Genomic DNA, 22433 nt, shown 5'->3' on the forward strand with positions numbered 1-22433 from the left:
GCGCCACCATGGCGACCGATCCCTATTCACGCGACGTTATCGCCCTGGCGGCGTCCATTCCGCACCTGAAACGCCTGGACGCGCCGCAGGCGAGCGTGCGCAAGGTCTCGCGCCTGTGCGGGTCGGAAGTGACGCTGGACATGAATCTGGCCGATGGCCGCGTCAGTGAGATCGGATGGGATGTGTCGGCCTGCGCGCTGGGGCAGAGCTCGGCCAGCATACTGGGCGGCGTCATCATCGGCGCCGACCGCAAACTGCTTGCTGAAGGGCTGGTGACGCTGAACGCGCTTCTGAAAGGCACGCCGGTACCGGACAATAGTCCGTTCCAGGCCCTGCGCGTGCTGGAACCGGCCGCGCAATACCCCGCCCGGCATGGCTCCATCCGCCTGGCCTTCGAGGCGGCTCTGGAGGCTTACGATCAGGCCTCTGTACACGGCAGATAACCGGCACCTGTCATGTGTTGTCAGAAAAAAACGCCCCATTCCCCGGAAAAGTGGATTGGAATCGCGGCCATCAAAGCCTACAGGTGGACCCTGTCGCCGGTGTTTTACGCCTTGGGCGTCCGGTGCCGTCACGAGCCGAGCTGTTCGCTCTATGCCATGGACGCGATCCTGGCACAGGGGCTGTGGCGGGGCTCATGGCTGGCACTGGGCCGTATCGGCCGGTGCAGGCCGGGCGGATCGCACGGGTACGATCCGGCACCTCAGGTGCGCACGGATGTGCCCTGGTGGAAAGTATGGGCCTTCCGGGGAACGCCTGGGCAGGCTCTGGAGTAGATGCGCTGCAAAGGCAGCCGATGAGGGGCAGTGATGAGTTCGGGGGCGCGCATAAGCGCGGTGATGGTCAGCTACCGGACCGGACCGGTCCTGTTTGACTCGATCCGCTCGGTCCTGAGCGATCCCGATATCCACGAGCTTGTGCTCGTTAATCACGACAACCCCACCAATGTCACTGTCAGGCTGGACACAATGGCGGCGGCGCAGCCGCGGCTCAACATTATCCATACAGGCGCTAATCTGGGTTTCGGCCGCGGATGCAATATCGGTGCGCGCGCGTCGTCGGGTGATTACATATTACTGCTCAACCCGGACACGCTGATCGCCCGCGGCGCAGCGCGGATCATGGTCTCGACAGCAAATGCACTGCCTCCGGTCTCGATCGTGGGTGCCCGCATTCTGAACACGGACGGCACCGAACAGCGTGGCGGCCGCCGCGGCGGCCTCACCTTGCTGTCGGCCATGCTCAGCTTCACCGGGCTTGCCCGCATTCTGCCCGGTGTCCGTGACTTCCACCGCGAGCACGAGCCGCTGCCATCAGGCCCGGTGGAGGCACCATCCGTATCGGGCGCCGCCATGCTGATGAGCCGGGAGACCTTCCAGCTTCTCAATGGTTTTGACGAGCGTTATTTCCTCCATGTGGAGGACATTGATATCTGTGAACGCGCGCGCCGGATGGGCGGCCGGGTCATGTTCGAGCCACGGGCCGCCTTTGTGCATGTCGGGTCCACAAGTTCGGCCAATATTCTCCTTGTGGAGTGGCACAAGGCAAAGGGGCTGAACCTGTTCTTCCGTACCTATTCCGGTCCGGCTGGCCAGCTGGTCCTGCTTGTCGCGGGCCCGCTCATGACAATGGCAATTATCGGGCGTGCCCTGCTGATCCGGGCCAATGTACGCGTTTCACAGGCCCGCAACCGCCTGCAGGCGCGGCTGCGCCTGGCCCAGCGCCGCCGTAATGCAGGTGATTAGGCGGCAGGTCCGCCTTTCGCCGGAAATCCACCGGCCTTAGCCAGCGCAGACTGTACGGGGTGCCTGAGGGCCGTCTGTTCCAGCCAGTGCGCGACAGAGATCATCGCGTCAAGGTCAATACCGGTGTCGAACCCGGCCCGCTCCAGCATGTACACAACGTCTTCCGTCGCCACATTGCCGGTTGCGCGCGGCGCGAACGGACAGCCGCCAATTCCGCCTGCCGAGGCGTCGATAACGCTCACCCCGTTCTGTACGGCGGCATGGATATTCGCCAGCGCCGTGTTGCGCGTGTTGTGGAAGTGCAGGCGCAGTTTTAGCCCGGGTGCCGCATCACGGACAATCGAGATGGCACGTTCAACATCCCACGGGGTTGCCACGCCGATCGTGTCGCCCAGCGCAAATTCGACAGCGCCTGCTGCCGCAGCGCGCTCGGCCAGCATGCCCAGAATGCCGGGATCGACCTCGCCGTCGAACGGATCACCAAACGCAACCGAAACCGTGGCCGAGAGCGGGATTTGCGCATCATGGGCCAGCACGGCGATCCGGTCGAGCAGGTCTGCGGTGTCCCGGGGCGTGGCATTCTGGTTGGCCTTGCCGAAGCCCTCTGACGCTACAAGGACATAATTGATCTCGTCACAGCGCGCCTCGATGGCCCGGCGCATGCCGCGCTCATTCAGGGCAAGGCCGATATACGAAACGCCCCTGTCACGGGGCACTGCGTCCATGATGTCGGCGGAATCGGCCATGGCCGGAACCAGTTTGGGATTGACGAAGCTGGCGGCCTCCATGCGTTTTACGCCGGTCTCTATGAGCCGGTTGATGAACTCCAGTTTCACTGGCGTCGCCAGCAATGCCGGGTCGTTCTGCAGGCCGTCGCGAGGTCCGACCTCGACAATTTCAATGGTTCGGCTCATGGCGTGTCCGGCTCCTGAATAGCAGCACAATCGCCGGTGCGGGCGATCAGCAGGGATGTGGCGCGTCCGCGCGAATAGTTGAAGCCCTCAATTTCATCAAGGGCACAGGCGCCTGCGCGCAGCGTGTCCAGGAATGCCGCCTCAGGCGCATCTGCCGCCACCCGTGACAGGTCGATGACCAGTAGCTGTTCGCTGGCCAGGTCCACCGACGCGGCTGCCAGTGCAGGAAAATCCATCAGCATGATGTCGCTGCGCAAGGCGAAGGCCAGGCTGGGCTCTGTGTAGCTGGAGCGGATCGTCACGTCCGGTGTCATCCACCCCTCTGCCTGAATCAGAGCGGCCGCTTCGCGCGACGGGAACAAGTCTGTCGCCGGAATGATAACCCCGCGCGCCGCCGCGTGCCAGGCAAGGCTCGCCAGTAACGCGCACATCACGGCCGCCCGCTCGCGGTGCAGCGCTGACAGGATGACCGCAGCGCTGACAGCTGCAAGAAAGCCTGCCGCGAGCGCGCCTGCCAGAACGCTCTGCCCGCCAAATCGCGTGGCCGGCAGAAAGATCACTGCTGCGAGAAACAGGCCCGCTGCCATCATCAGGCCTGCACCCAGCCAGCGCCAGAGCGCCGGTGTGCTGCGCCATTGCAGCAGGCCCCACGCAGCGAAAATCGCCAGCGCCGGATAGGCGGGAAGCACATAATGGGGAAGCTTTGTCGGCAACAGCTCGAAGGCGAGCCAGAAGGGCAGGCTCATCACGGCCAGCAGGCGCGCCGGCCGCGCCAGTTGCGGGTTTGCGCCGCGGATGGCCGTTATTGCGGCGTGAAGCCCGGCCGGCAGGAACAGGGTTGCAGGAAACAGCAAGGCCGGCAGGGCCAGCAAATGATAGCCGGGCGGGCCACCATGGCTTTCATGGCCGCTCACCAGCTTGGGCCCGACATCCTGGCCCAGCATCTCCCGCAGGAACCCGCCATCAGTCGCAATCTGGACCGAGACCAGCCAGGGAAGAAGAATGATTGCGGCCAGCAAGGGGCCGGGCCAGAAAGCCAGCGGGCGCAGCCAGTTCATGCGCCGCTCCCAGATGACCAGTGTTGTCACCGCAAGCCCCGCCGCCATCGGCGTGACCGGCCCCTTGACCAGCGCCCCCAGCGCGATCAGGGCCCAGAGCCATACTGCCCAGACCCGCGCGCCGGTCCGATTGTCCGCCTCGTGCAGCCGGGCGAGGGCATAAAGAGCCCAGACGGTGATGCCTGCCAGCATGGCATCGGTCTTGGCGATGCCGCTTTCCACGCCGAGCAGCACGCTGGCACCCAGCAGCACGCCGGCATAAAGGCCCGCAGGAGGGCCCAGCAGCCGGTTGGCAAGCGCCATCGCACCAAGAGCGGCCAGCACGGCGCCCAGCGTGGACGCGAGCCGCCAGGCCCAGATCTGCCGGTCCGTCAGGGCCCCGCTGACCGCCTCGCCCGCCGTAACGGTAAGCAGCTGTGTCCAGTGGATGCCGACGGGCTTTTTGTGGCGGTCCTCATCCAGAAACCGGATGCGCACCAGATCGCCCGATTCCATCATCTGGGCGGTGGCTTGAGCAAAACGGGCTTCGTCGCGGTCAAGCACGGGAAGGGTAAATACACCGGCCAGCGATGCCGCGAGGGTGACCGCCAGGACCAGGATCCATGCCCGGCCAGGCTCTTGCAGAAACGGGATCAAACGGGCCATGGCCGTCCATTCCTTCCGATGCCCGATCATCCCTCTTGCATATTCAAGCTGGCGCGGGCCTCACTATTGGGTATGTAACGGCCCGCGTGCCCCTGCAAGCGGGCGGCTGAAAGAAGGTAAGAATTTATGGCGTCTCCTGCCCCGGCCATATCGGTGGTCCTGCCCATGCACAATGAGGAGGGCAATGCCGGTGCGCTCGTGCGCGAAATTGCAGACGCGCTCGCCGGGCAGGACTTCGAGATTATCGCCGTAAATGATGCCAGCCGTGATGGCACATTGGCCGAGCTGCAGGGCGCGCGGGCCGAACTGGCGCAGCTGCGTGTGGTCAGTCACCGCAATAATGCCGGGCAGTCGCGGGCCATCCGTACCGGTTTCCTGGCGGCCCGCGCTCCGATTGTATGCACGCTGGACGGTGACGGGCAAAATCCGCCAGCTGACCTGCCCGCGCTCATCACGCAGCTGACGCGGGCTGGTGCGCCCGAGGCGCTGGGTATGGTGGGCGGCGAACGCGTGGGCCGGCAGGACAGCGCGTGGAAGAAATTCGCCTCGCGCCTCGGCAATGGCGTGCGCAAGCGGCTTCTCAACGATGATGCGAAGGACACAGGCTGCGGTATCAAGGCGATACGGCGCGAAGCCTATCTCTCCCTGCCCTATTTCGATCACCAGCACCGCTTCCTGCCAGCGCTTATGAAACGCGAGGGCTATATCGTCGAGTTTCATCCGGTCAGCCACCGGCCGCGCATGGCCGGGAAATCCAAATATACAAATATTGGACGTCTTTTCGCCTCGATCAGTGACATAATGGGGGTGATGTGGCTCAATAGCCGTTCCAGGCAGACCGGCGGCTGGGAAGAATCCTGAAAGCTCGGAATGCCGAAGGTGAGGAGTATCGCCATGGCAACTGGCGCAGGTAGCGGAGTGTTCATGGGCGTCGAGGCGGCCAGGCGCCGCGGTCGAGGTGGCCCGGCAAGGAGGGGAATTTCCATGTTTAGCATATTTCCAAAGCTGATTATTCCGATGGCAGTCTATGCTATCGTCGCGTTTATCGGCGGTGCGGACACGGTGGCGGCGCGGCTCGCAGACCCGCTTTTCGAGATAGGCATGATGTCAGGGGCCACCTGGGGCCTGACCCCCGGTGACCTGATACTGATACTTGCCCTGTTCCTGCTGTTTATCGAAATCGTGAAATCGTCTGACACCGGGACGGCGTCGATCATCAATCACGGCATGTCCATGCTGGTCTTTGTGATCGGGCTGGTGCTGTTCCTGCTCGTCGGACAGTTTGCGACCTCGGTCTTCTTCCTGCTGACGGTTATGGCGCTTCTCGACACGGTGGCTGGCTTTGTTGTCACCATTGTTGCAGCCCGCCGCGACCTCGCAGTGGGCGGCGACGCCTGATAGCGTCCAGCTCGCTGACGTCAAAAAAGGGCCGTTCCTGCAATCAGGGGCGGCCCTTGTTTTTTGGCGCTAGAGGAAGAGAAAGAAGACGCTGACCGCCAGCATGCCGTCCGCAACCCGCAGCAATGCCGGCTGTGCGCGGCTCATGCCCGCCGCTCCACACGTGCAGCTTGCGGAGCCGGCGTGCTGCCGGCGCTGGCATAGCTCGCCCGGTAACGGCGTCTTTCGGTTTCATCCGCGCGCAGCCCCCGGCGCTGGGTAGTGTGCAGCACCGGCACCCAGCCGCTCCCGGCCAGGGCAACCGTCTGGGACGGCATCATCCGGGCCGCCGTGCCGGCGGCTGCCACGCTTGCCGGCTGGACGGCCTGCTGGCGCGTCTGGGCCGGGGTATCATTGCGGACAATGATGGCCGGGGGCGGGTAGGCGCCGGAAATGGGAGTGACTGCTTCGCTCATGCGCAATGCCTGCGCAAGAACGGGGCCAGCCTTTACTCTTCGTAAAGCTTTGTAAAACGCAGATTAACCGTCATTCCGGAGCCGGTTTGGCGCACGTGGTGGCCTGTGTCTCCCGCGCGGTGTTCCCTAATGAAACACTAACGCCTCGCCGCCCGGACCATCACTAGCTCCCCGCCAGCTTGTCCAGCTTGGCGCGCATCGCCTCCAGCTCGTCGCGTAGCGCCTTCACGTCATCTGACCTGTCTTTAGGCGCAGCTGCGGACGCACCGGCATCCTGCTGCCCCGCCGCATTGAAGGGGCTGAACACTTTCATGGCCTGTTCGAACATCGCCATGTTGCGGCGGGTCTGTTCTTCCAGCAATGCCATCGAGCCTGCAGGCGAGCTCATGGCGCCGGCCATCTTCTCGCGCAGCTCGTCCTGCTGGCGCATCAGGCCTTCCATCGACATTTTCAGATAGCCAGGCACGAAAGCCTGCATGGAGTCGCCGTAGAATCCGATCAGCTGGCGCAGGAACTCAACCGGCAGCAGGTTGGCGCCCTTGGCCTCTTCCTCGAAAATGATCTGGGCCAGAACGCCGCGCGTCAGATCCTCGCCGGTTTTCGCATCCACGACTTCGAACTCGGCATTGTCCTTCACCAGCTCACGCAGATGGTCGAGCGTCACATACCGGCTCGCCGACGTGTCATACAGACGCCGGTTTGCATATTTCTTGATGGTGATCTTGCCGGATTTTGCATTTGTACTCACGCTGTGTCTCCCCCTGGCTTGTTGCACCGCATCGTTTGCCGTGCGGTGTCAGATTCTCGCGCGGACGCCCTCGACAACAGGCGGATTCGCGTTAAGAAAGACCATTGCGCGGTCCGCTTCATGCTGCAAGCGTGCTGCGCTTTTGCTGCGCACAATAAACGGCTCCGGTCAAGAGGGCTACAGGGAGGGTATTCATGGCACGCACCGCTTTGGTGACAGGAGGAACGCGCGGCATAGGCAGGGCCATTTGCCTGGCGCTGAAGGAGGCCGGGTATACGGTCGCCGCCAACTACGCGGGCAATGATGCTGCGGCCGAAGCATTCAGCAAGGAAACCGGCATTCCCGCCTACAAGTGGTCGGTGGCTGAGTATGAGGCCTGTGTAGCCGGGATCGGCCGGGTCGAGCTGGCGCATGGTCCGGTGGACATTCTGGTCAATAATGCCGGCATCACGCGCGACGCGCCCTTTCACAAGATGACGCCCCAGCAATGGCGCGAAGTGATCGAAACCAATCTCTCCGGCGTGTTCAACATGACCCACCCTGTCTGGAACGGTATGCGCGAGCGCGGTTTTGGCCGCATCATCACCATCTCCTCAATCAACGGTCAGAAGGGGCAGTTTGCGCAAGCGAACTACTCGGCCGCCAAAGCCGGTGATATCGGCTTTACCAAGGCGCTGGCCCAGGAAGGCGCGCGCAAGGGCATTACGGTGAACGCCATCTGCCCGGGCTATATCGCCACCGACATGGTGATGGCGGTGCCTGAAAAAGTGCGCGAGCAGATCGTAGAGACCATCCCGGTCGGCCGGCTGGGCGAACCCGAAGAGATCGCGCGCTGCGTGGCTTTCCTTGCCTCTGATGATGCCGGCTTCATTACCGGCGCCACACTGACCGCCAATGGCGGGCAGTATCTGACCTGATCTGTTTTCGCAGCGAAAAAACCAGGCCGTAATGCCGGTGCGGGGCATTTCGCCGCGAAACCGCCCCTTTTTGCGGAGAGATTGTCCGCCATGAGCAGGGGAATCATCGCCCTGATGCTTGCCGCCGCCGGGGCTTGGGCGGTTCTGGCAAGTGACGGGCTTGGCCAGCAAAATCCGTTCTCGCGCCTGACCGGCCGGGAGCAGCCGGTTGAAGCATCCGCAGTCTGGTACGAGCGGGCAGACCGCCGTGGCCGGCTGGTGCTGGACCGCTCCTCTGTGCCTGCCCTGCTATGGCAGGAAGGTTCAGCCGAAGTCCTTGCTGTCTATGCCAACCGGGCCTCGGGCGGCGGCGAGGTATTGCTGACCGATACGGACCGCGCAATCTTGCGCCTGTCCAATCTGGGCGGGGCGACCTTCTTCCCGCCCGACGCGCCGGACGGCGTTATCGTCGAACTGATTGGCCCAGCTCACACCCTGGTGGCGCCGCCCGTCAGCGCGTCCGAATTGCAACGCGCCGCCCGCGATCTGGCTGACGCCGCAACGCGCATCAACCGCAATCAGGTAATGGTCGAGGTTCCCTCGCTCGGCCCGTCCGACAATGCCTATCTTGCAGACACGCTGCGTCTGGCCCAGCTGGGTATTGACCGTGCAAACCGCCGCGCCTTGCGCGATCTTCAGTCCATCCGGGTGCAGACTGGCGCCCGGCCGGACGCAGTCTATTCCGGCGGAACGCTGGACATTACCATTTCGGCAGGACGCGGGTATGCGGGCCGGCCCTCATCGGAGTTCATCCGCCGCGCCCTCGACCGCGGCCGCTAGGCTTCAAGCCGCCGCTAACGCGCGTTATGCGGGCCGGGGCGCCAGTGCGCTGGCGCGAGCTCGAACCCGGAAAACTCAAAGCCTGGCGCCACCACACAGCTTACCAGCGTCCACGCGCCGAGGCTTTCCGCAGTTTGCCAATGCCCTGCCGGGACGACGGCCTGTGGCCGTTCGCCTGCCCGCAGATCGGCGCCCAGACGCAAGCTCCGGGCGTCCACGCCATCTGCTGACAGGGTCATCACCAGCGGTGCTCCGGCATGCCAGAGCCAGACCTCGCTGGCATCAACCCGGTGCCAGGCCGACACCTCGTCTGCTGCAAGCAGGAAATAGATGGCTGTCGCGTGCGCCCGACCTTCGGAGTTGGCATGATCGCGGAAGGTTTCCGCATACCAGCCGCCCTCTGGATGTTTTTCCATCGCAAGCATGCGAATGATTTCGCTCGCGCCGAGATCCCCGCTGATAGACGCCATCAGAACTGATCCTTCGCGCTGCGTACTGCCGCATAGACATCCGCGTCGCTGGCGGCTTCAAGACCCAGCCGGCGGCGCAAACCCGCATCGTCCCAGCGCAGGAAGGGATTGGTCTGCTTGTCCCGCCTGAGCGGAAACGGCACCGTGGGCTGCCCGGCCTTGCGGGCGCTCTCCACCTCGGCGGCACAGGCTTTGAGCGAAACATTTTCAGGATCGATGCTTAGCGCGAAGCGGGCATTGGCCGCCGTGTATTCGTGCGCACAATAGACAATCGTGTCATCGGGAAGGGCGCGCAGCCGGGCAAGGCCGGCCTGTGCCTGCTCTGGCGTGCCTTCAAACAGGCGCCCGCAGCCCAGTGCGAACAGCGCATCACCGCTGAACAGGATGTTTTCGCTTTCAAACCAGTAGGCGATGTGCCCGAGCGTGTGGCCGCCCGTATCGATCACCTTGGCTTCCAGCGCGCCAAGGCGGATCGTCTCTCCCGGTGAAACGGGCGTATCGACATGACCGATCTTGTCTGCTTCGGCAGCAGGCGCGGTAATACGCGCGCCAAAATGCTGCGCAATAAAATCGTTGCCGCCGGCATGGTCCCAGTGATGGTGGGTGTTCCAAATTTCATGGATATGCCAGCCGGCCCGCCCGGCCTCTGCGGCTAGCGCCTTGCCATCGGGCGTATCGATACTGGCGGTCTGCCCCGTCTCGGTGCATCGGACAAGAAAGCCGTAATTGTCATCGAGACAGGCAATCTGGCGGATCTCGAGCATGGTCTGCCCCCTTTGGCTGCGCGGCGCATGTACGCTGGCTTACACAAATGCCCTCATCAACCTATCATCCCTGCCTTGAGAGGCGAGCCCGCCACAGCATCTGGAGCGCCATGCGTACCGAAGCCATCGAGATTGACCGGTTCTACCGATCGCCGCGCGGTGAGGCCGCCCGCACCATGGTGCACAGGCGCCTGCAGGCGCTCTGGCCCGAGGTCAAGGGCCTCGACATGCTCGGCTACGGCTTTGCTGCGCCCTATCTGGAGCCGTTCCGCGAGCATGCACGCCGCGCGGTGGCCTTCATGCCGTCAACCCAAGGGGCTGTCGCCTGGCCTGACCGCCATGGCGAGCGCTGTGCGTCGGCGCTGGGCGAGGAAACGCGCCTCCCGTTTGCCGAGGCCATGTTCGACCGGATTGTGGCCGTTCACGCGCTGGAGGAAGCTGATGACCTGCAGCGTCTGCTGCGCGAGCTCTGGCGTGTGCTGGCGCCGGAAGGACGCCTTGTCATCGTCGCGGCTCACCGTGCCGGGGCGTGGGCGCGTGTTGACTCGACACCGTTTGGTCACGGACGCCCCTTTTCGCGTGGTCAGCTCACCCGTCTTCTGACAGGCGCGCTCTTCGAGCCGGTTGCGTGGGCACGCGCCCTCTACGCGCCGCCATGGACCATGTTCTGCGGGCCCCGCCTGTCTGGCCTGTTTGAGTCAGCGGGCGAACGCTTCTGGCCGGGATTTGGCGGCCTTATACTGGTTGAGGCGGTCAAGCATGTTGGCGCGATTCGCCCGTCGGCCGCGGCAGTTCCGGTGCGGCGCAAGGCACTTGATGCAGCGCCCGGTGCCGCGCTATCCCCGCCCGAAGCCAGCCGCACCCTGACCGCGAAGGACGAGAGCCAATGATCCCTGATCCCCGCCCGGGCATTCTCGATATCAATCCTTACAAGCCCGGACTTCCGGCGCCGGCCGGGGCGGTGAAACTGTCCTCGAACGAGAACCCGCTCGGCTGCAGCGAAAACGCCGCGCGTGCCTTCACGCAATCCGCTGCAAAACTGCATGTCTACCCGGACGGCAGCGTCACACGGCTGCGTGAGGCGATCGGCAAGGCAGAAGGCATAGACCCGGCACGCATAGTCTGCGGTGCGGGCTCAGATGAAATCCTGCAGCTGATCGGGCGGGCCTGGCTCGGCGCAGACGACGTAGTTCTGCAAAGCCAGTACGGGTTTCTGGTCTATCGCCTCGTCGCCATGCAGAGCGGGGCGAACATTGTCAGCGCGCCGGAGACCGGCCATCGCACCGATGTCGATGCCATGCTGGAGGCCGCCGCAGAGCACAAGCCGCGTATTGTTTTTCTCGCCAACCCGAACAACCCGACCGGCACCTGGGTGCCGCGTGATGATATCATCCGGCTGCGCGAAGGGCTGGCTGATGACTGTCTTCTGGTACTCGACGCCGCCTATGGCGAATTTGTCGACGATCCCGAGTTTGAATCCGGCATGGGTCTGGTTGACCGCTATGACAATATCATCGTCACGCGCACCTTCTCCAAGATACACGGGCTTGCCGGCCTGCGCCTGGGCTGGGCCTATGCGCGCGAAGAGGTCATCGGCATTCTCAATCGCGTGCGCGGGCCCTTCAATGTCAGCGTACCCGCCGTTGAAGCCGGCATAGAAGCCATCGCCGATACCGGCTTCATCACCCGCTCGAAAGAGCATAATGCGCGCTGGGTGGATTTCCTGACCCAGCATTTGCGCGGCGCGGGCCTGGAGGTCACGCCGTCGGTGTGCAATTTCGTGCTGGTCCACTTCCCCTCAACGCCCGGAAAGACCGCGGACGAGGCCAACAGCTTCCTGACCGCCAAGGGGCTTATCGTTCGCGATGTAAAGCCCTATGGCCTGCCGGACGCGCTGCGCATTTCCATCGGCCTTGACGACGAGAACCGCCGCGTCGCTGACGCGCTGGCCGAGTTTATGGGTTAGCTGCCGGGAGCTCGTCCGTACCAGGCAATTCCGGCGCGGAGGGAAGGTGACCGGTCAGAGGTCCGGCCTCGCCTATGCGCACCGGACCGAGAAAAATGCCCCCCTGCTGGAAACGGAAAGGCAGGGCGACGCCTTGGTCGCGGCGCGGCGCCATCATCAGGGCAAGGCGTAGGGCCTCGCCGTCGCTGGTGCTCACCACGCCGCCGGTCACAAGGGCAGCCACAAGGCTTTCCGGTTCCGTGACCATGACCGACAGCCGCCCTTCAGGGCGCAGCAGGGCATCGACGCCCATCGCCCCTTCGCCGCCCAGCCGGGCATTGCCCCATTGCAGCTCCGCCATCGCGATCTCTGCCCGGCCTCCACTCTCGCTCCAGCTTGCCAGATTCGCGTCGGCCGCAAGCGCACTCCATTGCGACAGTGTGGTGTCGGTGCGCATCAGTTCGATGCGCCGGCCGAAGGCACCGACCGTTCGCTCATCGAGCTGGTCAGGGCCGAACTCGAACCCGCGGATTTCGAGGCGGATGCGCATCAGGTCTTCAGCCGCCACCTCGCTGGAGAGGACCAGCTGGTCGAGGGTTTCAACCAGGACCTCGCCGCTTTCGCGTGCGGTCAGGCGGAACTCTTCCAGCTCGGCCCCCGCCCTCACGGTTCCAGCCCGCCCTGATGCCAGGCTGATGCGCGCGCGTGCAGCCGTGGCCAGCAATGCCTGTGTCTCGTCCTCGCCCTCGAAGTCTATCTCGGCGGGGCTGGCGAAAGCGACGATCCAGTGAGAGAGATTATAGGGCAGGGCACTCGCGGACAGTTCGGGCATTGCCATGCGCCAGCCGCCATCCTCCGGCGGAGCGATGATTTCCGGATTTCGCGCTGTTACCGTGAACCGGAACGGAAACCCCCCGACGGACAGACGGTCATGGGCAATCGCATAGCCTTCGCTCTCGCGTTGCTCGATCCAGTTTAGCGCCGTAGCGCGGATTTCAGCCGACATCCACAGCCAGTAACCGCCATACGCGGCGGCAAGAACACCAAACGCCGCAAAGGGCACGATCAGGCCAAGGCGTGAACGGCGGTCAGGAGCTGGTGTGCTGAAATCCCGGATCATGCGGACGCGTTTCCTTGCGGTGGTTCTAGCAAAGCCATGGAGGCTGTCTCGATGCGCGTTTCCAGCTCCCCCATGAACCGGGCGCGCGGCAGGCCCGCCGGTATGGGCGGCAGAAACTCGATGATGATGGTACCCGGCTTGCGTACAAAGCCTGAAGGCGGCCAGTAAAGCCCCGAATTGAGCGCTACCGGAACGCAGGGCACGTCCATGGCGCCGTACAGCCCGGCAACGCCCGGCTTGTAGCTTTCGGCCTCGCCGGGCTTCACGCGCGTACCTTGCGGGAAGATGACGACCTGCCGGCCTTCATGGGCGCGCTCGCGTGCCGCTCGCAGCATGGCCTTGAGCGCGCTTGCACCAGCAGAGCGGTCGACAGCCACATTCTTGAGCTTCATCGCATACCAGCCGAAGAAGGGCAGGTATTTGAGTTCCTTTTTCAGGATGATCGCCGGATCGGGCAATATGTGCCAGAAGGCCAGCGTCTCGAACATGGACTGGTGCTTGGAGGCAACCAGAGCCGGGCCCTGCGGTATGTGCTCTGCTCCGCGCACCTCGAAGCGTATCCCGCACAGCGCGCGCAATCCGCCAAAGACCAGCCGGCGATAAACTGCAAAACAACCGCGCGCCCAGGTGCGCGGACCCAGTAGCAGGGGCGAGCACAACAACCCCATCACCGCCATCAGGCCGTACATCCAGACGACGAAAACTGCAGAACCGATGACGTGCACGCTGACCTGTCCTGAAAAACCTGCCTGCGGGTTTCTAGAGGCAGTTATGCCGCGCCGCCAAGGGGGGCGCGCACCGTTTCGCGGGCATAGACGGCGGAATACTTCAGATACTCCTGCAGCCAGCGCCGTGCCGCGCGCGTGCTTGTCCACGGCGGCGGCGTGGCGACGCCATGCGGTATCAGCTCGCGCTCCGGCATCGCCGCCTTCAGTTCGAGAAGAGCGCGCGGCATGTGGAAGTCCGATGTAACGATAAGCAGCCGCTGATAGCCGTTCGTGCTGGCCCAGCGTGCCGTTTCCTCCGCATTGCCTATGGTGTTGGCGGCTTCGACCCCGATATCGACACAGCAATCGAAAAGCTCGGGCGGCGCGCCGGCGGCGGCGCGGATGGCATTCATGGTCACTTCCGGATTGCCCCCGGAAATGAGCAGTCGCTCGCCATGCCCCTGCGCGAGCACCGACACGCCTGTTGCCACCCTGCCCTCACCACCGGTCAGCGCAACGATGGCGTCGGCGCTGCCGGGCACATCGCTAACGTGGGACATGCCGGCGCGGACAAACAGGGCGAAGCCGGCGGCCGCCGCGATAACCAGGGCAAACGCCGCAAAGCGGATAAAGGAGAAGGCGGCTTTCATCGTCGGCGTCTCTCCTGCTCATCCCGGCGCGGTCCGTGCAGCGCCGGTAATAGACTATGGCCCCCGCAAGGCCCCCTGCCAATTGGGTCCGTTCACGGCCAGCGCGCCTTTAGTCCCGAAGCTACCGTAAGCCGCGCCGCAATGGCGGATATAAGCCCGGACGCAAAAGCGGCCACCGGCACGATGAGCACGACGCCCCAGCCCGGCGCAAGGCTGGGCAGGAAGAACAGCGATGCAGCGCTGCCGCCCGCAAGGTTCAGGGCCGCCGCGGCCAGAAGCGCCAGCACCGACCCTGCCGTCCCGGCCTTCAGGCCGAGCATGAAAAAGCGTTCCTGGAAAAGGGCGGTGATAAACCGGTCAGGTGCGCCCACAAGGTGAAGCGCCTCGGCCACGTCCCGGCGCATCGACAGCGCGGCGCGCGCCGCGAACACAATGACGGCTGCGGCTGCCCCGCACACAAGCACCACCAGGGCGATGGCGAAATAGCGCACCGTGGCAGAGGCGCGGGCAATCGCTCCGGCCCATAGCCGGTTATCATCAACCACCACCCGGTAGGGGGCGTCCGCAAACAGCGCATCCACCGCGCCGGGCGCGGGCCGGTTTTCAGGGTCAATCTGAAGTGTGACAAGGCGTGGCAGCGGGAAATCATCCGGCAATGACGTATTGCCCAGCCATGGACGAAGCAGGGCCATGGAAGCGCTGCGCGAACGAACCTCGGCACTGATGACCCCTGGAAGGCCCGATGCCAGCGTGCCGGCCTGCTGAGCGGCTGCATCACCATCGCCATCCTCGCCGGGCAGCACCTGCAATGTCATCTCCGAGGCCAGCTGGTCGGACCATCCGCCCGCCGCCTGCCAGGCGCCGGCTGCGCCTATCACCGACAGACAGGCCAGGAAGACAAGAATCGCGCACACCGCCAGCAGTGGCAGGTCGCGCCCGGCCTCGGGCGGCAATAGCGGGGCAGATCGGCGCGATTTCGTCATGCGCTCCTCGCCCGGCGGTTGAGTTTTCCATCGGCCAGTTCGAGCACGGGCGCGTTCACCGAGCGTATAAGTCCGATATCATGGCTGGCGATCAACACGGTCGTGCCCAGACGGTTCAGTTCGACGAACAGGCGCAGAAGCCGCCTTGCCATCTCCGGATCGACATTGCCCGTCGGCTCGTCGGCGATGAGGATTTCGGGCCGGCTGACAACAGCCCGGGCAATGGCCGCCCGCTGCTGCTCACCGCCTGAAAGGGTAGGGGGCAGGGCATCGACCCTGTGACCCAGCCCCACCCAGTTGAGCAATTCCACAATGTCTTCGCCATACTGGCGCATATTCTGCCCGGCGACGCGCAAGGGCAGGGCCACATTGTCAAATACGCTCAAATGCTGGAGCAGGCGGAAATCCTGGAACACGACACCGATACGCCGCCGGAAGGCGGGCAAGGCACTGCGCTCCATCGCCGTGGTATCCTCGCCGAACAGAGAGACCAGGCCGCGCGAGGGCCGTTCGGCCAGATATATCAGCCGTAACAGGGAGGTTTTGCCCGCCCCGGACGGTCCGGTCAGAAACTGGAAACTTCCACGCGGTAAATCAAAGGAAATGTCACTTAACACTTCCGGCCCGCGCCCGTAGCGCATGCCGACATTGTCAAAGCGGACAGCGGCAGCCGTTCCGGTCTCGTCTGTCAGGCTACTGGCTTTGGACGGCTGATCCATAAGGCTGGCGTGTCCGGAGTGTCGCGGTTTGGAAGGCTGGAGCGAACAGGTGTTACTCCCGCATACGGGAGGCAAGCGAATCTGACTATGCAGGAGATGAGAGGTCGGCGTCCATGATCGTTACCTGCCCAAGCTGCGAGACCCGTTACCGGGTTGATCCCGAAGCTATCGCCCTGAGAAAGGGGCGGGTGCGGTGTGCTGCCTGCGGCCATGGATGGAAAGCAGACGAGGAAGCGCTCACGCTTGAGGAACCGGCCCGCCCGACCTTGCGCAAGGAAGCGCCTGCCGCAGATGCTGCGCCAAAACCTGTGGGCGGTATCGAAGCGGTAAAGCCCCACGAAGTGGTACGCAAGCGCGCAGAGACCCGCCGCCAGCGCAGCCGGCAGACCGTGGAAGGGGCCGGCTGGGCCGTGGTCGCGGCTTGCTGTATTGTGCTGCTGGGCTCGGCCTGGCTGTTCCGGGTGGATATTGTCGACACCTTCCCGCGCGCCGCGAGCGCCTATGCCGCCATTGGCGTGCCCGTCAACCCGCACGGGCTGGAAGTGCGTGATTTGCGGGCCGGGCCGTCCGGTGACGAAGAGGGCGCACTCGTCATTGAAGGCGTTGTCGTGAACACAACAGGTCGTGACCGGCCGACCTTGCCGTTGCGCGCCGTGATCACAGGTGAAGACGGCGCGGTTCTTGTCGAATGGGTGGTCATGCTCGATTCGCTGAGCCTGCCCGCGCGCGGCGAGGAGAGTTTCCGCTCTGTGCTCAGCGATCCGCCTGAAGGCGCCGCGGAGCTTGAAGTCCTGTTCGCAGCTGACGACTAGAACCGGTCCAGCAGACGCTCGATATAGGCGCGTTCTTCAGGCGTAAGTGACCCGTCGCCGGCCCGGCGGCGCAGTTCTTCAAGTATGTCGCGCGCCCGCTGGCGCTCCATCTCGGACGGCACCTCGGTGTCCCCGCCCGTGCCGCCGCCATCAGCTTCCCGGCCCAGCGGATCGCGGTCAGCCTGGCCGCGCCCGTTTGCCTCGTTTTCTGCCTGCAGCCGCTCGGCTGTGTCGGCAGCGCCTTCACGCAGCGCGCTCAACGCCTCATCCTGTGCAGCCAGTGCGCCCTCTCCGTCGCCGCGCTGCAGGGCGCGGCTGGCTTCGTCCATCTGGCGGGCAGCCTCGTCAAACGCGCGCTCGCCCTCCTCGCTCATCCCGTCAGGCATGTTGTCCAGCAGTTGGCCGAGCCGCTCGCGCAGCCCGTCCTGCCGTTCGGCCAGCGCGCGGCCCTCCTCACCCTCGCGCCCTTCGGCAAGGTCGCCGGAGCGTGACTGCTCGTATGTCTCGTCGGTCAGCCCGCGCTGCTCGCCAATTACCTCGCCCAGCTCTTCGAGAGCCTCGCGCAGGGCCCGGCCCAGCGCACTCTCGGCCTGACCCTGCCCGGAGCCACCGGCCATGATCTGCATGTTGCGCAAGAGTTCGGCCAGCTGTGCCAGTGCCCGGCGCGCGCCTTCGGTGTCGCCCAGCTCGGTCGCCTCGCGCAGGGCATCGAGCAATTCCTGCAGCATGTCCGCGCTCAGATTCATGCCCTGCCCACCCCCGCTGGCGAGCTGGTCCGATTGCAGAGCTTCACGCATCAGCGCCGCGATGTAATTACGTGTGGCTTCCTCGAACTGCTCGAAGAGCGCGGCCAGTTCCATCTCGTCGGCGCCGCGCGCCAGCGCATCGGACAGCGCGCGTTCGGCTGCCCTCAGCGCAGCTTCCGCGTCAGCCAGCGTGCCCAGCTCCGCGCGCAGGGCGATCTGCCAGAGATCTTCCTCCATGTGGTCAAGGTCGCCGATCTCGCGGGCCCGCCGCACCTGATGCATGGCCGTACGCAGCCCCAGAAAGACGATCCGGTCCGGAAAATGCGCCGATGGCGCATCGCCCAGCGCATCGAGTGCCCGCGCCAGGCGCTGAACGCCTTGCGGTGCCCGTTCCAGACGCAATTCAGGCTCGTCATCCAGCCACGGCCAGAAAGCGTCTTCCTCATGCCGCTCGGGCGGTCCTGGATGGGGTGCGTATTCACCGGCCCCTTCAAGGAAAAGGCGGCGTTCATAGGCGACGGCGCGTGCCAGGCCGTCAAGGAAGAGGCGCTGGGGCAGGCGAAGGTCAATCGGTCCGGTCACGCCGGACTGGCCGGCACCATCGATACCTTCCATCCGGACCAGAACCCGTTCACCGGCAAGGACATGGCGCGCCGTTTCCACTGTTGCACGATAGCGGGTGTCCGCGCGGGCAGGCACGACAGCGCCGGGCGGAATGTCGATGACATCCCAGTCATCGTCTGCCGGGTTTGTCCCGTCTCCCGGATCACGCGCGACTTGCAGCCTGTAGGTTTCCACGCCGTAATCGTCCGTCGCCGTGAACTCCAGTATCAGCCGGCCCTGCCCGTCGCTTTCGGGCTCCGCCACCAGGGCCAGCCGCGGCGGTGTGTCCTCGGTCACCTGAAGCTCGAGGCGCTCGCGGAACGCGCCGCTGCGTACAAGAATGGTGCTGTCTGCATCCAGCGTCATACGGAGCTGGTGGACGCCGGGGCCGATTTCCTCAAGGTCCGCCTCGCCGCCTGAAACGCGCGGCGGACGGGCAAGCCCGGTAATGCGGGCGGCCAGCACGGAACCTTGCGGAATTTGCGCTTCACGGCGCTCGCGCAGGAACAGTACCGGCCGGCCCGTATAGTCAGGGGGCTCAACCCAGAACTCCGCTACGGCGCGCTCGCCCCCACCGGCAAGAGGCATCGGTGAAAATGCGTCAGACAATCTTACCGCTGCCAGGTCACCGGCATAAAAAAAGGCTGTGGCGAGTACGATCACCGCGCTGACCCGAGCGCCATGCTTGTCAAAGCCTGCCCAGGCGGCGCGCGGGCGGCGTGCCCGCGCCGTGCCCAGCGCCTCGCGCATACGGCCTCTGTGCGCCAGCCAGAGTATGCTCTCGCCGGTCGCCGGCTCGTCTTCCAGGGCTTCGAACGGGCGCCCGTGAAGGCCGCTATCGGCTTCTACCCGCCGCTGGGCGTCAGCGCGGTCCGGCCAGCGAAAGGCCCGCACCGCAGGTGTGGCGAAGGCCGCGCCCAGTACCAGCAGCCCCAGCGCCAGCAGGGCGCGCCAGGGATCGCCCATTTGCTCGATGAGCCCGGCGAGCGACAGCGTCGCGTACACGGCCAGCATGGCCAGCGGGCCGGCAAGGACCGGCGCGGCGCGCTCCCACAAAAGGGCGAGGCGGGCAAGGAAGACGGGCAAGGGTTTCATCGCGTTGGCGAGCCTAACGCGCCAGCCTGCCACGCGCATCCGTGACATGCATCAGAACACACGCGGGTGAACGGTGCTGCCTACTCGTCGTCGAACGGGTCATCACCGGGCATGCGGGGCAGGCGTTGCTCCGGGCGTTCCTCGTCCAGCACGCTGTCATCCTCGCCGGGCGCGCCGTCCTGAACGGGTATGTCCTCGGGATTGCCCCAAAGCGGACCGGGACGCTCCAGCGCGCCGCGATTGCCACAGGCTGCAAGCCCGGTGGCCGCAATACACGCTGCAAGGGTCAGGGTTTTCGAAATCATGTGACTACTCCTGTGCCAGCCGCTCGCGCCAGAGCGCGCACTGTTCGCGCACCCGCACCGGCGCGGTGCCTCCATAGCTGGTCCGGCTTTCCATGGATGCCCGGGCAGTGAGCACGGTGAAAACCGTCTCGTCAATGCGTGGCTCGACCGACTGGAACACCTCAAGGGGCAGCTGTGACAGTGTTACGCCGCGCGCCTCTGCCGCCTTCACCACACTGCCGGCAATGTGATGGGCGTCGCGGAAGGGCAGGCCCAGCTCGCGCACCACATAGTCTGCCAGATCGGTGGCATCGGAATAGGCTTCGCCGGCGGCTTCTTCCATCGCCTTGCGGTTGAAGGACAGGTCGGCGGCCATCCCGGCCATGGCGGCAATCGCCAGTTCGAGATCGTCAAAGGCGGTGAACACTAGCGCCTTGTCCTCCTGCAGATCCTTCGAATAGGCGAGCGGCAGCCCCTTGCACACGATGATCAGGCCTTGTAGCGCGCCCGAAATCCGGCCCGGCTTGGCGCGGACCAGCTCGGCGGCATCGGGATTGCGCTTTTGCGGCATGATGGACGAGCCGGTGGAAAAGGCGTCAGTGAGCTTTGCGAACCCGAAACGGCGTGAGGTCCACAAGACGATCTCTTCAGCAAAGCGCGACAGGTTCACGGCTGCAATTGTAGCCGCGCTCAGGGCTTCCAGCGCGAAATCGCGTGAAGATACCGCATCCAGCGAATTGGCCATGGGCCTGTCAAAGCCGAGCGCCTTTGCCGTCATCTCCCGGTCTATGGGGAAGGCGGTGCCGGCCAGCGCGGCGGCGCCCAGCGGGCTTTCATTGAGGCGTTTGCGGCAGTCTTCGAACCGGCCGATATCGCGCTCTGCCGCCTCGACCCAGCATAGAAGGTGATGGCCAAGGCTGACGGGCTGGGCGGTCTGCAGATGGGTGAAGCCCGGCATCACCCAGTCTGCATGTGCCTCGGCCTGCGCCACCAGCGCGCGCTGATAGGCGCGAAGCCCGTCCTCCATGCGCGCGCAGGTTTCGCGCAGCCAGAGCCGGAAGTCTGTGGCCACCTGATCATTGCGCGATCGCGCCGTGTGCAACCGGCCTGCGGGCGCGCCAATGCGTTCCTTCAGCGCCGCTTCTACATTCATGTGCACATCTTCCAGCGCAGCCGACCAGCTGAACTTGCCGGCGCGGATATCGGTCCGGATGGCTTCCAGCCCGGCGGAGATGTCGCGGGCATCCTGACTTGAAATAATACCGCATGCCGCCAACATCGCGGCGTGGGCGAGGCTTCCGTCAATATCCTGCTCTGCCAGTCGCTGGTCTATATCCACCGAGGCATTGATGGCTTGCAGTACGGCAGACGGACCGCCAGAGAAGCGCCCGCCCCACATATCGGTGCCAGACCCGGGCCGGTTGCTGGGGATATCGGACGTGCTCATGGGCGAAACGGACCTTCTGGAAGGAATGACATGATCGAACGTTTGGTGGCTTTTTTCAAAGCCCGCGGCCTTGCTAGCGCGATTATCGCCGTCGCGATACTCGGGCTTGCCGGGGTTCTATACGTGATTTCCACCGCGCTTGTCAGTTCCGCGCCGGGCCCGCTCGACAGCTATGCCCGAGGCGCCATGAGCGGCTTCATGTCCGTGAATGAACCACCCGCCCAGCCGCTTGGGCGTATTGTGACCGGCGAAGGTGAGGAGATCACGCTGGCCGACAGGCGCGGCAAGCTGGTGCTGGTCAATTTCTGGGCCACGTGGTGTGCGCCCTGCGTGGTGGAAATGCCCGAGCTCGACGCCTTGCAGGCAAGGCTCGGCTCCGATCAGTTCGAGGTCATGGCAATCTCCATGGACCGGACCATGGACGAGGCCCGCCGCTTCTATGAGGAGAACGGGCTGGAGCATCTGGCGCTCTATCACGATCCGGCCTTGCGCCTTGCCATCAGTGCCGGGTCGCGCGGCCTGCCCACCACCATTCTCTATGACCGCCATGGCGGCGAGATTGGCCGTCTGAGCGGCGAAGCAGCCTGGGCCAGCGAGGACGCCATCGCCCTCATCGAAGCCGCGCTGGAGCGGTATTAGGGGGCAAGCCAGTTGGCGTTTCACCGGCGCACGCCGGTGCCCAGTCCCTTTTTCGTTATGCTCCGCACATCCGTGCGTCGCTCCTCGCTAAAGCTGCGGGCGCAAGGCCTGTCCCCGGCTTGATCGGGGATCGCGCTTGCGGCGCTGCGCTCCGGGGAGCCAAACAAGGCCCGACATAGTCTGCCAGGCAGACAGGCCACCCGCGCGGAAACGATAGAGGGATATAGCCTCCTACCGGTCCTTCTTCGCCTGCGCCTTCTTGATCTGCTGGCTCACCCGGCCGACCTCGCGCGGATCGGTGATCTGCTCGGTCTTCTTGCTGGGCTTGGCTTTCATGCCCTTGTCAGCGGTCTTGCTTTTCGGGCGCTTGGGGGCGGGCGCAGCGGCTTTAAGCTCCATGGCGCGCTTCATGCCCGACGCAGTCGCATTGCGCGCCGAGAGCTGCTGGCGGCGCGTCTGTTCGGAATTCAACCGTTTCAGCGCCTGTGCCAGGACCGCCATTTTCTGCTTCGTCCCGGCATTGTCACCAGCCGCCTTGGCCCCTTGCGGCTTCGCCTTGCCGCGCATTTCCCGGCGCTGGCGCTGGCCTATCTCGCGTGCCCGGTCCCGGCGCTCGCGGATCAGCTTGATCGTGCTGGACAGTTCCTTGTCATCAAGGCTGCCGATCTCGGGATGGTGGGACTTTTCAACCAGCGCGGTTTCGTCCTTGTCGAGAAAACGGGCTTCATCCTTGCGGCTGATCGCCATGGC

At 64.7% G+C, this 22433-nt stretch carries 26 protein-coding genes; 11 read left to right on the forward strand and 15 right to left on the reverse strand.

All coding sequences use genetic code 11. The annotated features are described in order from the left end of the window. Window positions 1–8 precede the first annotated feature (8 nt). From IEV75_RS12335 to IEV75_RS12345, 3 genes are read left to right on the forward strand one after another with little or no spacing between them, the layout of a single operon-like run. Window positions 9–443 (forward strand): iron-sulfur cluster assembly scaffold protein, encoded by a 435-nt coding sequence (locus tag IEV75_RS12335; RefSeq protein ID WP_188452883.1) that lies wholly within the window; start codon window positions 9–11, stop codon window positions 441–443. A 12-nt stretch (window positions 444–455) separates the two neighbouring features. Beyond that, the gene (yidD, locus tag IEV75_RS12340; protein WP_188452884.1) at window positions 456–776 is read left to right on the forward strand and encodes a membrane protein insertion efficiency factor YidD; all 321 of its coding nucleotides are present in this window, start codon (window positions 456–458) and stop codon (window positions 774–776) included. A gap of 33 nt (window positions 777–809) precedes the next feature. Further along, window positions 810–1745, forward strand: coding sequence for a glycosyltransferase family 2 protein (locus IEV75_RS12345; RefSeq protein WP_188452885.1), 936 nt, complete (start codon window positions 810–812; stop codon window positions 1743–1745). Here the strand turns inward: IEV75_RS12345 and IEV75_RS12350 are convergent. Next, complete coding sequence (locus tag IEV75_RS12350; RefSeq protein WP_188452886.1) at window positions 1742–2659, reverse strand: hydroxymethylglutaryl-CoA lyase; 918 nt, start codon at window positions 2657–2659, stop codon at window positions 1742–1744. The two genes, IEV75_RS12345 and IEV75_RS12350, sit on opposite strands and share 4 nt — an antisense overlap. Continuing rightward, a complete protein-coding gene (locus tag IEV75_RS12355) occupies window positions 2656–4362 on the reverse strand; it encodes an ArnT family glycosyltransferase (RefSeq protein WP_188452887.1) in 1707 nt (568 codons plus the stop codon). Before IEV75_RS12355 ends, IEV75_RS12350 begins: the two co-directional genes overlap by 4 nt. Before the next feature lie 126 nt (window positions 4363–4488). Here IEV75_RS12355 and IEV75_RS12360 point away from each other — a divergent pair, with 126 nt between their 5' ends. Both IEV75_RS12360 and IEV75_RS12365 read left to right on the forward strand, forming a co-directional pair. Further along, window positions 4489–5223, forward strand: coding sequence for a glycosyltransferase family 2 protein (locus IEV75_RS12360; protein ID WP_188452888.1), 735 nt, complete (start codon window positions 4489–4491; stop codon window positions 5221–5223). Window positions 5224–5346: 123 nt separating this feature from the next. Further along, a complete protein-coding gene (locus tag IEV75_RS12365; protein ID WP_188452889.1) occupies window positions 5347–5760 on the forward strand; it encodes a hypothetical protein in 414 nt (137 codons plus the stop codon). Window positions 5761–5903: 143 nt separating this feature from the next. Here the strand turns inward: IEV75_RS12365 and IEV75_RS12370 are convergent, their stop codons facing one another. Both IEV75_RS12370 and phaR read right to left on the reverse strand, forming a co-directional pair. Continuing rightward, window positions 5904–6215 carry a hypothetical protein gene (locus IEV75_RS12370; RefSeq protein ID WP_188452890.1) on the reverse strand — a complete coding sequence of 104 codons (312 nt, stop codon included), beginning with the start codon at window positions 6213–6215 and terminating at the stop codon, window positions 5904–5906. A gap of 163 nt (window positions 6216–6378) precedes the next feature. Beyond that, complete coding sequence (gene phaR / locus IEV75_RS12375) at window positions 6379–6963, reverse strand: polyhydroxyalkanoate synthesis repressor PhaR (RefSeq protein ID WP_188452891.1); 585 nt, start codon at window positions 6961–6963, stop codon at window positions 6379–6381. A gap of 194 nt (window positions 6964–7157) precedes the next feature. On the opposite strand from phaR, the gene IEV75_RS12380 reads away from it, so the two are divergent. Further along, window positions 7158–7880 (forward strand): beta-ketoacyl-ACP reductase, encoded by a 723-nt coding sequence (locus tag IEV75_RS12380; RefSeq protein ID WP_188452892.1) that lies wholly within the window; start codon window positions 7158–7160, stop codon window positions 7878–7880. Window positions 7881–7970: 90 nt separating this feature from the next. Then, the gene (locus IEV75_RS12385) at window positions 7971–8699 is read left to right on the forward strand and encodes a DUF4908 domain-containing protein (protein WP_188452893.1); all 729 of its coding nucleotides are present in this window, start codon (window positions 7971–7973) and stop codon (window positions 8697–8699) included. Between the two features lie 14 nt (window positions 8700–8713). On the opposite strand, the gene IEV75_RS12390 is transcribed toward IEV75_RS12385, so the two are convergent. Then, window positions 8714–9169 (reverse strand): cupin domain-containing protein, encoded by a 456-nt coding sequence (locus IEV75_RS12390; RefSeq protein WP_188452894.1) that lies wholly within the window; start codon window positions 9167–9169, stop codon window positions 8714–8716. Further along, window positions 9169–9933 (reverse strand): hydroxyacylglutathione hydrolase, encoded by a 765-nt coding sequence (gene gloB, locus IEV75_RS12395; protein ID WP_188452895.1) that lies wholly within the window; start codon window positions 9931–9933, stop codon window positions 9169–9171. Before gloB ends, IEV75_RS12390 begins: the two co-directional genes overlap by 1 nt. Window positions 9934–10043: 110 nt before the next feature. On the opposite strand from gloB, the gene IEV75_RS12400 reads away from it, so the two are divergent. Together IEV75_RS12400 and hisC are read left to right on the forward strand one after the other, a co-directional pair. Beyond that, on the forward strand, window positions 10044–10823 hold the full coding sequence (locus IEV75_RS12400; RefSeq protein WP_188452896.1) for a class I SAM-dependent methyltransferase: 780 nt from the start codon (window positions 10044–10046) through the stop codon (window positions 10821–10823). Continuing rightward, window positions 10820–11899: a histidinol-phosphate transaminase gene (hisC, locus tag IEV75_RS12405; protein ID WP_188452897.1), complete on the forward strand. Its 1080-nt coding sequence runs from the start codon at window positions 10820–10822 to the stop codon at window positions 11897–11899. The genes IEV75_RS12400 and hisC overlap by 4 nt, the downstream gene beginning before the upstream one ends. Here hisC and IEV75_RS12410 read toward each other — a convergent pair. The 5 genes from IEV75_RS12410 to ftsE all read right to left on the reverse strand — a co-directional run bounded on the left by IEV75_RS12410 (window position 11889) and on the right by ftsE (window position 16057). Continuing rightward, window positions 11889–12998 (reverse strand): DUF2125 domain-containing protein, encoded by a 1110-nt coding sequence (locus IEV75_RS12410; protein ID WP_188452898.1) that lies wholly within the window; start codon window positions 12996–12998, stop codon window positions 11889–11891. The genes hisC and IEV75_RS12410 overlap by 11 nt on opposite strands. After that, window positions 12995–13723, reverse strand: a complete 729-nt coding sequence (locus IEV75_RS12415; protein WP_188452899.1) for a lysophospholipid acyltransferase family protein — start codon at window positions 13721–13723, stop codon at window positions 12995–12997. Before IEV75_RS12415 ends, IEV75_RS12410 begins: the two co-directional genes overlap by 4 nt. Window positions 13724–13767: 44 nt before the next feature. Then, window positions 13768–14355: a YdcF family protein gene (locus IEV75_RS12420; RefSeq protein ID WP_188452900.1), complete on the reverse strand. Its 588-nt coding sequence runs from the start codon at window positions 14353–14355 to the stop codon at window positions 13768–13770. A 92-nt stretch (window positions 14356–14447) separates the two neighbouring features. After that, on the reverse strand, window positions 14448–15338 hold the full coding sequence (locus IEV75_RS12425) for a cell division protein FtsX (protein ID WP_188452901.1): 891 nt from the start codon (window positions 15336–15338) through the stop codon (window positions 14448–14450). Continuing rightward, window positions 15335–16057 carry a cell division ATP-binding protein FtsE gene (gene ftsE, locus IEV75_RS12430; protein WP_188452902.1) on the reverse strand — a complete coding sequence of 241 codons (723 nt, stop codon included), beginning with the start codon at window positions 16055–16057 and terminating at the stop codon, window positions 15335–15337. Before ftsE ends, IEV75_RS12425 begins: the two co-directional genes overlap by 4 nt. Before the next feature lie 113 nt (window positions 16058–16170). Here ftsE and IEV75_RS12435 point away from each other — a divergent pair, with 113 nt between their 5' ends. Continuing rightward, window positions 16171–16869 (forward strand): MJ0042-type zinc finger domain-containing protein, encoded by a 699-nt coding sequence (locus IEV75_RS12435; protein WP_188452903.1) that lies wholly within the window; start codon window positions 16171–16173, stop codon window positions 16867–16869. On the opposite strand, the gene IEV75_RS12440 is transcribed toward IEV75_RS12435, so the two are convergent. The 3 genes from IEV75_RS12440 to argH are packed head-to-tail and all read right to left on the reverse strand — an operon-like array spanning window position 16866 to window position 21044. Beyond that, the gene (locus IEV75_RS12440) at window positions 16866–19346 is read right to left on the reverse strand and encodes a DUF4175 domain-containing protein (RefSeq protein ID WP_188452904.1); all 2481 of its coding nucleotides are present in this window, start codon (window positions 19344–19346) and stop codon (window positions 16866–16868) included. The genes IEV75_RS12435 and IEV75_RS12440 overlap by 4 nt on opposite strands. Window positions 19347–19393: 47 nt before the next feature. Beyond that, on the reverse strand, window positions 19394–19618 hold the full coding sequence (lptM, locus tag IEV75_RS12445; protein ID WP_188452905.1) for an LPS translocon maturation chaperone LptM: 225 nt from the start codon (window positions 19616–19618) through the stop codon (window positions 19394–19396). 4 nt (window positions 19619–19622) lie between these two features. Continuing rightward, the gene (gene argH / locus IEV75_RS12450) at window positions 19623–21044 is read right to left on the reverse strand and encodes an argininosuccinate lyase (RefSeq protein WP_233351859.1); all 1422 of its coding nucleotides are present in this window, start codon (window positions 21042–21044) and stop codon (window positions 19623–19625) included. Window positions 21045–21074: 30 nt separating this feature from the next. On the opposite strand from argH, the gene IEV75_RS12455 reads away from it, so the two are divergent. Further along, window positions 21075–21683, forward strand: a complete 609-nt coding sequence (locus IEV75_RS12455; protein ID WP_188452906.1) for a TlpA family protein disulfide reductase — start codon at window positions 21075–21077, stop codon at window positions 21681–21683. 231 nt (window positions 21684–21914) lie between these two features. Here the strand turns inward: IEV75_RS12455 and IEV75_RS12460 are convergent, their stop codons facing one another. Continuing rightward, window positions 21915–22430 carry a hypothetical protein gene (locus IEV75_RS12460; protein WP_188452907.1) on the reverse strand — a complete coding sequence of 172 codons (516 nt, stop codon included), beginning with the start codon at window positions 22428–22430 and terminating at the stop codon, window positions 21915–21917. Window positions 22431–22433 lie beyond the last annotated feature (3 nt).

This window comes from Glycocaulis albus (assembly GCF_014639075.1).
Lineage (GTDB): Bacteria > Pseudomonadota > Alphaproteobacteria > Caulobacterales > Maricaulaceae > Glycocaulis > Glycocaulis albus.

Excerpts from the sequence above, each read along its gene's own strand:
- lptM (WP_188452905.1), bottom strand. The coding sequence starts at position 19,618 with ATGATTTCGAAAACCCTGACCCTTGCAGCGTGTATTGCGGCCACCGGG.
- IEV75_RS12425 (WP_188452901.1), bottom strand. The coding sequence starts at position 15,338 with ATGACGAAATCGCGCCGATCTGCCCCGCTATTGCCGCCCGAGGCCGGG.
- hisC (WP_188452897.1), top strand. The coding sequence starts at position 10,820 with ATGATCCCTGATCCCCGCCCGGGCATTCTCGATATCAATCCTTACAAG.
- IEV75_RS12380 (WP_188452892.1), top strand. The coding sequence starts at position 7,158 with ATGGCACGCACCGCTTTGGTGACAGGAGGAACGCGCGGCATAGGCAGG.
- IEV75_RS12365 (WP_188452889.1), top strand. The coding sequence starts at position 5,347 with ATGTTTAGCATATTTCCAAAGCTGATTATTCCGATGGCAGTCTATGCT.
- ftsE (WP_188452902.1), bottom strand. The coding sequence starts at position 16,057 with ATGGATCAGCCGTCCAAAGCCAGTAGCCTGACAGACGAGACCGGAACG.
- IEV75_RS12355 (WP_188452887.1), bottom strand. The coding sequence starts at position 4,362 with ATGGCCCGTTTGATCCCGTTTCTGCAAGAGCCTGGCCGGGCATGGATC.
- argH (WP_233351859.1), bottom strand. The coding sequence starts at position 21,044 with ATGAGCACGTCCGATATCCCCAGCAACCGGCCCGGGTCTGGCACCGAT.
- IEV75_RS12350 (WP_188452886.1), bottom strand. The coding sequence starts at position 2,659 with ATGAGCCGAACCATTGAAATTGTCGAGGTCGGACCTCGCGACGGCCTG.
- IEV75_RS12435 (WP_188452903.1), top strand. The coding sequence starts at position 16,171 with ATGATCGTTACCTGCCCAAGCTGCGAGACCCGTTACCGGGTTGATCCC.
- IEV75_RS12335 (WP_188452883.1), top strand. The coding sequence starts at position 9 with ATGGCGACCGATCCCTATTCACGCGACGTTATCGCCCTGGCGGCGTCC.
- yidD (WP_188452884.1), top strand. The coding sequence starts at position 456 with ATGTGTTGTCAGAAAAAAACGCCCCATTCCCCGGAAAAGTGGATTGGA.
- IEV75_RS12420 (WP_188452900.1), bottom strand. The coding sequence starts at position 14,355 with ATGAAAGCCGCCTTCTCCTTTATCCGCTTTGCGGCGTTTGCCCTGGTT.
- IEV75_RS12455 (WP_188452906.1), top strand. The coding sequence starts at position 21,075 with ATGATCGAACGTTTGGTGGCTTTTTTCAAAGCCCGCGGCCTTGCTAGC.
- IEV75_RS12385 (WP_188452893.1), top strand. The coding sequence starts at position 7,971 with ATGAGCAGGGGAATCATCGCCCTGATGCTTGCCGCCGCCGGGGCTTGG.
- IEV75_RS12460 (WP_188452907.1), bottom strand. The coding sequence starts at position 22,430 with ATGGCGATCAGCCGCAAGGATGAAGCCCGTTTTCTCGACAAGGACGAA.
- IEV75_RS12360 (WP_188452888.1), top strand. The coding sequence starts at position 4,489 with ATGGCGTCTCCTGCCCCGGCCATATCGGTGGTCCTGCCCATGCACAAT.
- IEV75_RS12345 (WP_188452885.1), top strand. The coding sequence starts at position 810 with ATGAGTTCGGGGGCGCGCATAAGCGCGGTGATGGTCAGCTACCGGACC.
- gloB (WP_188452895.1), bottom strand. The coding sequence starts at position 9,933 with ATGCTCGAGATCCGCCAGATTGCCTGTCTCGATGACAATTACGGCTTT.
- IEV75_RS12390 (WP_188452894.1), bottom strand. The coding sequence starts at position 9,169 with ATGGCGTCTATCAGCGGGGATCTCGGCGCGAGCGAAATCATTCGCATG.
- IEV75_RS12370 (WP_188452890.1), bottom strand. The coding sequence starts at position 6,215 with ATGAGCGAAGCAGTCACTCCCATTTCCGGCGCCTACCCGCCCCCGGCC.
- IEV75_RS12400 (WP_188452896.1), top strand. The coding sequence starts at position 10,044 with ATGCGTACCGAAGCCATCGAGATTGACCGGTTCTACCGATCGCCGCGC.
- IEV75_RS12410 (WP_188452898.1), bottom strand. The coding sequence starts at position 12,998 with ATGATCCGGGATTTCAGCACACCAGCTCCTGACCGCCGTTCACGCCTT.